Source organism: Actinomadura geliboluensis (assembly GCF_043197915.1).
Classification (GTDB): Bacteria; Actinomycetota; Actinomycetes; order Streptosporangiales; family Streptosporangiaceae; genus Spirillospora; species Spirillospora geliboluensis.
Map to the genome: position 1 here is coordinate 785,592 of NZ_JBICUA010000002.1, position 8,210 is coordinate 793,801.

Genomic DNA, 8,210 nt, shown 5'->3' on the forward strand with positions numbered 1-8,210 from the left:
CCGTACGCGGTAAGTGTGCGCTTTCTCACGGCCCCGGGGCGGTGCCGCCGAGCGAGATTCGGTACCGTGCCGGGCATGCCCGGAGACTCCGCCGACCCGCTGCTGGTCGAACGCCGCCCCGACGGGGTCGCCGTCCTCACCCTGAACGACGCCGACCGCCGCAACGCGATGTCGGACGAGATGACCGCCGCGTGGAAGGACGCCATCGAGCGGTTGCGCGGCGACGCAGGGCTGCGCTGCGTCGTGGTCACCGGCGCCGGCAGCGCCTTCAGCTCCGGCGGGAACCTGTCCTGGCTCGCGGACACCAACTCCGTCGCCGTCCCGCCGCTGCGCGACCGGATGCTGGAGTTCTACCGGACCTGGCTGGCGATCCGCGGCCTGGAGGTGCCGACGGTCGCCGCGGTCAACGGGCACGCCGTCGGCGCCGGGCTGTGCCTCGCCCTCGCCTGCGACCTGCGCTACGCGGCCGAGGACGCCAAGCTCCTCGCCCCGTTCACCGCCCTCGGACTGCACCCCGGCATGGCCGCGACGTGGCTGTTCCCCGAGGTGGCGGGGCTGCCGCTGGCCCGCGAGATGCTGCTGGCCGGACGCGTCCTCACCGGTGCCGAAGCCGCCGCGAACGGGCTGGCCAACCAGGCGTTCCCCCGCGCGGAACTGCTGGAGAAGGCGCTCGGGGTCGCCGCCCGGATCGCCGCGCAGGCGCCGATCGCGACCCGGCTCACCAAGGTCGCCCTCGCCGGCGGCGGGCACGCCGACATGGAGGCGGCACTGCGCTGGGAGTCGCTCGCGCAGCCGGTCACGATGTCGTCCCGCGACATGCGCGAGGGACTGGCCGCCCAGCGGGAGAAGCGCAGCCCGGAATTCACCGGCGAGTAAAGCCGGCGACACCTCCCCCGGGGATTTGTACAAAGCCCCGAGGGATGGTCAAAAGATAGGCGTTGACCTGCGGCAACGTCAAACACCCCCTTTGGCGCGGGCAAATCTTCGAGTAACGTTCAGGCGTGCCCCCAAACGTTGAGGTCCGCCGCAGCGCCAGACGCAGGCGAACCGTGTCCGCCTACCGTGATGGCGACAAGGTGGTGGTGATGGTTCCGTCGAGGCTGAGCAAGGCCGAAGAGGAACAGTGGATCGCGACCATCTTGGAGCGGCTCGCGGAGCGGGAGCGCCGCCGGCGGCCCACCGACGCCGACCTCCAGTCGCGCGCCCGCGACCTGTCCCGCCGCTACCTGGACGGCCGCGCCGACCCCACCAGCGTCCGCTGGGTCGCCAACCAGCGCGCCCGCTGGGGGTCCTGCACCCCCGACGACGGCACGATCCGGCTGTCGACCCGGCTGCGCGGCATGCCCGGCTGGGTGGTCGACTACGTCCTCGTCCACGAGCTGGCGCACCTGCTCGTCCCCGGGCACGGCGCCGACTTCTGGGACCTGGTCGCCAACTACCCGAAGGCCGACCGGGCCCGCGGCTACCTGGAGGGCGTCGCCGCCGCCGCGCACCTGCCGCTGGAGGCCGACGCGCCCGACGACGAGGTCGGCGGCATCCACCACGGCGACGGGCTGCACACCGGCGACGAGTTCCCGCGCGAGGCCGCCGGGTGACCGACGGTCCCGCCGCGTCCGCCCGGTTCGCCGCGGTGCTCTCGTTCCCCGCCCGGAACGGGGGCGCGCCGCCCGCCGGCGTCGATCCCGACGAGTTCCGCCTCGCCCTGCTGGAGGACGCCTACGAGGTCGTCGCCGGCCTCGAACTGGTGACGCCCGCGCTCGTCCTCGACCCGCCCCACCAGCCGGACGCCGAGGCGGTCACCTGGCCGGGCACGCCGATCGTCCGGGAGGGCACGCTCGCCGGCGCGCTCGCGGCCCTGCACGCGCTGGGCGCCGGGTCCGCGGCACTGGTCGCCCCGGACGCCCCCGACCTGCCGCCGCTGCTGCTCGGCAAGCTGTTCCGCGCCCTCGGCAGCGCCCCGGCCGCCGCCTGCCAGGCCGAAGGCACCGGTCAGGGCCTGGTCGCGCTCGCCGCGCGCCTCCCTCTCCCGGGCTGGCTCGCCGCCGCCCTGCACGACGTCGACCTCGACACCCCGGACGCCCTGTCCCGGCTGCGCGCCGCCGCGCCCCGCCCCGGCCTGGTGCCGCAAGGCCCCGGCTGGCACCGCCTCCGCACCCCCGCCGACCTGCGGTTCCTCGACCCGGGCCTGGAGGGCTGGGAGAACACCCGCGCCCTCCTGGAAGGCCACCCGCTCAGCCGCTGAGCCCCTCAGCCCGGCGTCCCGACGGCGAGCGCGTGCCGCACCAGGGCGCGCGTGCCCTCGTCCGCCGACGCCGGCAGCGCCCCCACCGGGAACCACCGCGCCTCGTCACCGCCGGGCACCGGCTCCGGCACGGCCCCGGGCGGCGCCGTGGCCGTGAACTGGACGTCCAGATGCAGCAGGTCACGGCCGCCGCACCGAGCGTGGTAGCGATCGAGGCGCAGGGGAGTGCCCGCCACCTCCAGGTCCGGAATGCCGGACTCCTCGACGGCCTCCCGCCGTGCGGCGGCCGCCAGGGTCGGATCGCCGGGCTCGCAGTGGCCGCCGAGCTGCGCCCACCGGCCCATCTTGCGGTGGTGGGTGAGGAGCACGTGCGCGCGCGCCCGGTCGAGGACGGCGACGCCGACCGTGATGTGACCGGCGTCGCAGCCGCGGTCGGTGCCGTCGGGATGGGCGAGCAGGTGCTCCAGGAACGCCTCGCGGAGACGGCCCTGCCGCGGGTCGGGCGCGTGCCACCGCCGCAGCAGCGAGATCGCGTCGGCGTGCCGGGCCGCGCCGGCCGGCGAGTCGGCGGGCCCCCGGCTCATCCGATGTCCTCGGCGTCCCACTCGGTGAGGAAGTCGTCGAGGAACCGCTCCAGGACGCGGTGCCGCCGCTCGGCCAGCCTGCGCCCGCCGGCGGTGTTCATCCTGTCCTTCAGCAGCAGGAGCTTCTCGTAGAAGTGGTTGATCGTGCTGCCCTGGCGGTTCAGGTAGTCGTCCAGCGACGTGTGCAGGTGCGGGGACAGGCCCGGCACGTGCATCGGCTCGCCTTTGTAGCCGCCGTAGGCGAACGCGCGCGCCACGCCGATGGCGCCGATCGCGTCGAGGCGGTCGGCGTCCTGCACGACCTTGCCCTCGATGGTCGCCATCTCCGACGCCGTCCCCGCGCCCTTGAAGGACATCGCGGCGATGATGTCCGCCACGTCCCGCGCGACGCCCTCCGGCTCGCCCAGCCCGACCAGCCATTCGAACGCCCGGCGCGGCCCCTTGGTCAGGTCGCCGCCGTTGAGCTTGTAGTCGGAGATGTCGTGGAGCAGCGCGGCCAGCTCGACGACGTGCAGGTCGGCCTGCTCCTCGCGGGCCAGCTCCAGGGCCAGCCTGCGGACCCTCGCCACGTGCCACCAGTCGTGCCCCGAGGAGTCGGCCTCCAGCGTCTCCCTGGCGTACTCGGCCGTGCGGTCGATGACGTCGGTCTTGTTCATGGGTCGATGCTCCCGGATAGCAGGATGTCGTCGCGGGTCAGCGGCCGGGACGCGGTGGGGGCGGGGTCTCGGAAACCGTCGAAGTCGCAGTGCCGGCACAGGTCCAGCTCGGCGCGCCCGGAGCGCAGCAGGGCGGAGCGGTGGTGCGCGAAGAGCGCCGACCGCCAGATCTCCACCAGGGGCGTCTCGGCCACGTCTCCCATGCGGACCTTGCCGTGGGCGTCAAAGCAGCACAGGTTCACCTCACCGGTGTACGAGATGTGCAGGTCGGTGAACGGAAGCGCGCAGAAGCCGTGAGGCCCCGCGGAGGGCCGGGGCTTGTTCGGTGCCAGGCCCGCCCGCGTCGTGAGGACCTCGGTCCGGCGCCGCACGCTGATCCGTATGTCATGATGCCGCAGGCGGCCGGCTTCGGCCACCAACTCGCGGACGGGCGCGATGACGCGGCTGCCGTCGGTGTAGTTGTTGATCGTCAGCGTCGACAGCCCGGCCTCGAACAGCTCTGCCCACCAGCGCCGTCCGGGCCAGGATCCCGTTGGTGAGGACGCGCAGCTCCGCCGCCGGGCAGGCGCGGCGGAAGACGCCCACGATCTCCGGGAGCCGGGCGTCCAGCAGCGGCTCGTTGTTGCCGAACAGCGCGATCCGCCGCTCGTAGCCCAGCTCGCCCAGCTGGCGGGCGATCAGCTCGATCACCGCCAGGTCCAGTTCCCCCGGCGGACGCGGGTCCACCGACCGCGAGACCGGGCAGAACGAGCAGTTGTGGTTGCAGCCCGCGCGCGTCTCCACCGAGACCAGGTGGAACAGGGGGCCGCCGGCCGACCAGGCCCGCTCGAACCGCGGGCGCAGGACCCGGTCCACCGCCGCCCGCTGCCGCTCGGTGTTCTTCTCCTCCTCCAGCGCGATGACGGCCGGATCATCGGTGACCTGGACGTCCTCGCCGCCGTCCGCCAACCAGGCCGGCGGGGTGACGCCGCGCGGGAACCTGATCCTGATCACGGCCGCGCGCCGTCCAGCGTCGCGAGGACCCGCCGGTAGGCGTCCAGGACGTCCGGGAACGACCGCTGCTGCGCCACCATCTCCCGCAGCGCCGCGAGGTCCACGAAGTGCACGGGGCTGTACTTCGGCGCGTCGAACGCCGTCTGGTCGTCCAGCAGCCGCAGGACGTAGATCAGGTCGTAGTGGAACTGCACGAACCCGCGCTGCCGATGGATCTCGCGCTGCACCAGAAAGGGCGCCGCGAAGCGCTGGATCTCGCCGAGGTGCCCGGTGTTCCCGTCGATGCCGTGATGGAAGCTCTCGTCGAACCGGTAATCGCGCGGATTGAGCCCGAGCCGCTCTTCCAGGCGCAGTTGCAACGCGAAGTTCGGGAATTCCGAACGCTTGACGCGGCCGCCCGGCGGCAGCATCACCTTGTGGTGCGGATGCCGGTACAGCAGCAGTTCGTTCCGGGAGTTCAGGATCAGCGCCTCGACGGCGTACCGGCCGCCCACCAGATAGGAGAAGACGTACTGGGTGAGCAGCACCAGTAACCACAGGACCAGAGCGCCCAGCGCGACGCCGAGCAGCAGTTCCCGAGCCGCCGGATAACGGTCGTCGATATAGCTGGAGGCCAGGTTGATCAGCACGCCGACCAGGGCGACACCGAAGGCGAACCTGACGAAGGAACGGAACCTGTCCAACCGAAGCCTGCCCTCGATGCGCATGTGCCGCCGGATATGACGGGATCAGCGTACGTGGGCGCGCTTATCCGCTCAATGAGTCATTTTCCGTGACCTGCGGTGCGCTTTCGGTGGAGCGGCCGGCGGAAAGGCGCGGCCGCCCGGGTGCCCGGGCGGCCGCGCGCGTCTCCGGGCGCCGTCAGGCCCGGCCCACCCGCGGATAGCGGGAGTTGTCGGGCCGGCGGCGGCGCCGCTCCTGGTCGATCGGGCGCTGCCAGCACAGGCTGGCGCGCGCCACCCGGCGGCGGACCGCGTTCGTGGACGATCCGGGCTCGTACCGGCAGCCGGGCACCCGGGACGGGCGTGCGCGGCTCATGCGCGCGGCCCGCCGTCGTCCGGGCGGGCTCCGCCGCCGGGCCCGCCCTCGTCCGGGCCCTCGTCGCCGGAGCCCTTCTCGTCGGGGCCCTTCTCGTCGGGGCCCTTCTCGCCGGGCTCGCCGCCCTCCTCGGGCGCCTTCGTCAGGTCGGACCAGTCGAGGTCGGACAGGCCCTCGATCTCCTCGCGGCCGTGCACGAAGCCGTCCGGGTCGTCGAGGTCGTCGGCCGTCGGGAGCAGGTCGGGGTGGTCCCAGACCGCGTCCCGGCCCTGCGTGCCGCGCGCCTCCGTCAGCGACCGCCACAGCGCGGCGGCCTCCCGCAGCCGGCGGGGCCGCAGTTCCAGGCCGACCAGCGTCGCGAACGTGCGCTCCGCCGGGCCGCCGGTCGCGCGGCGCCGCCGCACCGCCTCGGCCAGCTTCACCGAGCCGGGCAGCCGCCCCTCCGCGGTCTCGTTCACGACCGTCTCGACCCAGCCCTCGACCAGCGCGAGCGCCGTCTCCAGCCGGGCCAGCGCCGCCTTCTGCCGGGGCGTCTCCTCCGGCTGGAGCTGGATCTCGCCGCCCAGCGCCTCCTGGAGCGCCTCAGGGTTGCTCAGGTCGAGGCCCTGCACGGCCTGCTCGATCCCGGACAGGTCGACGGTGATGCCGCGCGCGTACTCCTCGACCGCGCCCAGCAGGTGCGAGCGCAGCCACGGGACGTGCGTGAACAGCCGCTGGTGGGCGGCCTCGCGCAGCGCCAGGTAGAGCCGGACCTCGTCGTCGGAGACCTCCAGGCCCTGCCCGAACGCCTCGACCCCGGCGGGCAGCAGCGCGCCGACGCCGTCCGGCGCGAGCGGCAGGCCCACGTCGGCCGAGCCGGTGACCTCGCGGGCCAGCGCGCCGAGCGCCTGCCCGGCCTGGCCGCCGACCATCGCGCCCGCCATCTGCTTGACCATGCCGATCAGCGGGCCGGCCATCGCCTGCACGTCGGCGGGGATCTCGCCGCCGCCGAGCGCCCCGCCCATGGAGTCGACCATGCGGGTCGCGATCGGGTCGCAGACCTTCGCCCACACGGGGATCGTCTGCTCGATCCATTCGGACCGGCTCCACGCCTGCGGCGTCCGGATGCCGGCCGGCAGCGTCGTCCGCTCGTCCAGCCACAGGTCGGCCAGGCGCAGCGCCTCCACGACCTGGCGGCGCTCGGCGTCCACCACCGACGGGTCGCCCTGCTCCACCACCGTGTGGCGCGCTATGTTCTTGGCCAGGTCCCAGTTCAGCGGGCCGCCGCCCCCGCCGCCCGCACCCTGTGCGCCGATCATGTCGGCGAACCGGTGCAGCATGTCGGCGAACTGCGCCATGTCGCCGCCCATGCCCTTGAATGGATCCTGGGGCCGGTCGTCGTCGTCGCCGTTGCCGGGACGGTTGAAGCCGAAGGGAGTGTCACTCATCGGTTCGCCCCTGGGATGCATGATGGGCTCATATCCGCAACGTTAGCCGGTCCCGGCAAGGTCGCGTACTCAAGGAAGGGGGCAGCCCCGTGGCAACGGGCAAGGTTCGCCCTCGGCGTAGCAAGGGCCCGGTCGTCGCCGTCACCGGCGCCGCCTCCGGGGCGGGACGGCTGCTGGCCGCCCGGCTCGCCGAACGGGAAGAGATCCGCAAGGTCGTCGCCGTCGACGGGCAGCGCGGCGACGTGCCCGGCGTCACCTGGCGCGTCACCGACATCCGCGACCCGCTGCTGTCCGGGCGGCTCTCCGACGTCGACGTGCTCGTCAACCTGGACATCGAGCGGTCCCCGGACGCCGACCCGCGCGAGCGCCGCACCCACAACGTCCGCGGCGCCCAGACGGTCGTCACCGCCGCCGCGGCGGCCCGCGTCCGCCGGGTGGTCCTCGTCACGTCCGCGATGGTCTACGGGGCCGAGCCCGGCAACGAGGTGCCGCTGGCCGAGGACGCGCCGCTGCTCGCCGAGGCCAGCACCAGCATCGCCGGGGACTTCCTGGAGATCGAGGAGCTGGCCGCGACCGCGCCCGTCACCCATCCCGGCCTGGACGTCACCGTCGTCCGCCCCGCCGCGCTCGCCGGCCCCGGCGTCGACACCGTGATCACCCGCCACTTCGAGGCGCCCCGGCTGCTGTCGGTCAAGGGCAGCACCCCCGGCTGGCAGTTCTGCCACATCGAGGACCTCGCGTCCGCGCTGGAGACCGTCGTCATCGACGACGTGCGCGGGCCCGTCGCCGTCGGCTCCGAGGGCTGGCTCGGCCCGGACGAGGTGGCCGAGATCACCGGCAAGCGCACCTTCGAGCTGCCCGCCGCGCTCACCTTCGGCATGGCGCAGCGGCTGCACCGGCTCGGCATGACCCCGGCGCCCGCCACCGACCTGCACTACGTCGCCTACCCGTGGGTCGTCGACTGCGCACGGCTGCGGGCCGCCGGGTGGAAGCCGCTGCACGACAACGCCGCCGCCCTGCGCGCCGTGATGGAGGAGACCGCCGGACGGCACGCCGTCGTCGGCCGCCGCGTCGGCGGCAAGGAGGCCACGATGGCGACCGCCGCGGGCGCCACCGTCGCCGCGATCGGCGCCGCCGCCGCGATCCGCCGCGCCCGCAAGCGCCGCCGCGGGCCCCCCCCCCGGGGGGGGCGGGGGCCCCCCCGCGCGCCGGAGGGGTTGCGCGCGGTGACGGCCGCGGCGACCCCGGCGGCGACCCCGACGGGGGGGGT

At 74.3% G+C, this 8,210-nt stretch carries 10 protein-coding genes and 1 pseudogene; 4 read left to right on the forward strand and 7 right to left on the reverse strand.

Annotation, left to right across the window (positions count from 1 at the left end):
- Positions 1–75 precede the first annotated feature (75 nt).
- The 3 genes from ACGFI1_RS09190 to ACGFI1_RS09200 all read left to right on the forward strand — a co-directional run bounded on the left by ACGFI1_RS09190 (position 76) and on the right by ACGFI1_RS09200 (position 2,242).
- The gene (locus ACGFI1_RS09190; RefSeq protein ID WP_392784276.1) at positions 76–876 is read left to right on the forward strand and encodes an enoyl-CoA hydratase/isomerase family protein; all 801 of its coding nucleotides are present in this window, start codon (positions 76–78) and stop codon (positions 874–876) included.
- A 173-nt stretch (positions 877–1,049) separates the two neighbouring features.
- Complete coding sequence (locus tag ACGFI1_RS09195; protein ID WP_171068929.1) at positions 1,050–1,595, forward strand: M48 metallopeptidase family protein; 546 nt, start codon at positions 1,050–1,052, stop codon at positions 1,593–1,595.
- Positions 1,592–2,242: a hypothetical protein gene (locus tag ACGFI1_RS09200; RefSeq protein WP_392784278.1), complete on the forward strand. Its 651-nt coding sequence runs from the start codon at positions 1,592–1,594 to the stop codon at positions 2,240–2,242. The genes ACGFI1_RS09195 and ACGFI1_RS09200 overlap by 4 nt, the downstream gene beginning before the upstream one ends.
- A gap of 5 nt (positions 2,243–2,247) precedes the next feature.
- On the opposite strand, the gene ACGFI1_RS09205 is transcribed toward ACGFI1_RS09200, so the two are convergent.
- The 7 genes from ACGFI1_RS09205 to ACGFI1_RS09235 form a co-directional block, all read right to left on the reverse strand.
- Positions 2,248–2,826 carry an NUDIX domain-containing protein gene (locus ACGFI1_RS09205; protein WP_387072545.1) on the reverse strand — a complete coding sequence of 193 codons (579 nt, stop codon included), beginning with the start codon at positions 2,824–2,826 and terminating at the stop codon, positions 2,248–2,250.
- Positions 2,823–3,482: an HD domain-containing protein gene (locus ACGFI1_RS09210; protein ID WP_138635795.1), complete on the reverse strand. Its 660-nt coding sequence runs from the start codon at positions 3,480–3,482 to the stop codon at positions 2,823–2,825. Before ACGFI1_RS09210 ends, ACGFI1_RS09205 begins: the two co-directional genes overlap by 4 nt.
- The gene (locus ACGFI1_RS09215; protein ID WP_392784281.1) at positions 3,479–3,853 is read right to left on the reverse strand and encodes an SPASM domain-containing protein; all 375 of its coding nucleotides are present in this window, start codon (positions 3,851–3,853) and stop codon (positions 3,479–3,481) included. Before ACGFI1_RS09215 ends, ACGFI1_RS09210 begins: the two co-directional genes overlap by 4 nt.
- 13 nt (positions 3,854–3,866) lie before the next feature.
- Entirely contained in the window at positions 3,867–4,475 is a 609-nt protein-coding gene (locus tag ACGFI1_RS09220) for a radical SAM protein (protein WP_392784283.1), read from the reverse strand.
- Entirely contained in the window at positions 4,472–5,158 is a 687-nt protein-coding gene (locus ACGFI1_RS09225; RefSeq protein ID WP_301176274.1) for a hypothetical protein, read from the reverse strand. Before ACGFI1_RS09225 ends, ACGFI1_RS09220 begins: the two co-directional genes overlap by 4 nt.
- A 178-nt stretch (positions 5,159–5,336) precedes the next feature.
- Positions 5,337–5,513, reverse strand: a complete 177-nt coding sequence (locus ACGFI1_RS09230) for a hypothetical protein (protein ID WP_171068930.1) — start codon at positions 5,511–5,513, stop codon at positions 5,337–5,339.
- Positions 5,510–6,940, reverse strand: coding sequence for a zinc-dependent metalloprotease (locus ACGFI1_RS09235; RefSeq protein WP_392784285.1), 1,431 nt, complete (start codon positions 6,938–6,940; stop codon positions 5,510–5,512). Before ACGFI1_RS09235 ends, ACGFI1_RS09230 begins: the two co-directional genes overlap by 4 nt.
- Positions 6,941–7,029: 89 nt before the next feature.
- Between ACGFI1_RS09235 and ACGFI1_RS09240 the strand changes: the two are divergent.
- A pseudogene (locus ACGFI1_RS09240) lies at positions 7,030–8,109 on the forward strand (NAD-dependent epimerase/dehydratase family protein); the annotation flags it as partial.
- Positions 8,110–8,210: the final 101 nt, after the last annotated feature.

Excerpts from the sequence above, each read along its gene's own strand:
- ACGFI1_RS09190 (WP_392784276.1), top strand. The coding sequence starts at position 76 with ATGCCCGGAGACTCCGCCGACCCGCTGCTGGTCGAACGCCGCCCCGAC.
- ACGFI1_RS09205 (WP_387072545.1), bottom strand. The coding sequence starts at position 2,826 with ATGAGCCGGGGGCCCGCCGACTCGCCGGCCGGCGCGGCCCGGCACGCC.
- ACGFI1_RS09210 (WP_138635795.1), bottom strand. The coding sequence starts at position 3,482 with ATGAACAAGACCGACGTCATCGACCGCACGGCCGAGTACGCCAGGGAG.
- ACGFI1_RS09230 (WP_171068930.1), bottom strand. The coding sequence starts at position 5,513 with ATGAGCCGCGCACGCCCGTCCCGGGTGCCCGGCTGCCGGTACGAGCCC.
- ACGFI1_RS09235 (WP_392784285.1), bottom strand. The coding sequence starts at position 6,940 with ATGAGTGACACTCCCTTCGGCTTCAACCGTCCCGGCAACGGCGACGAC.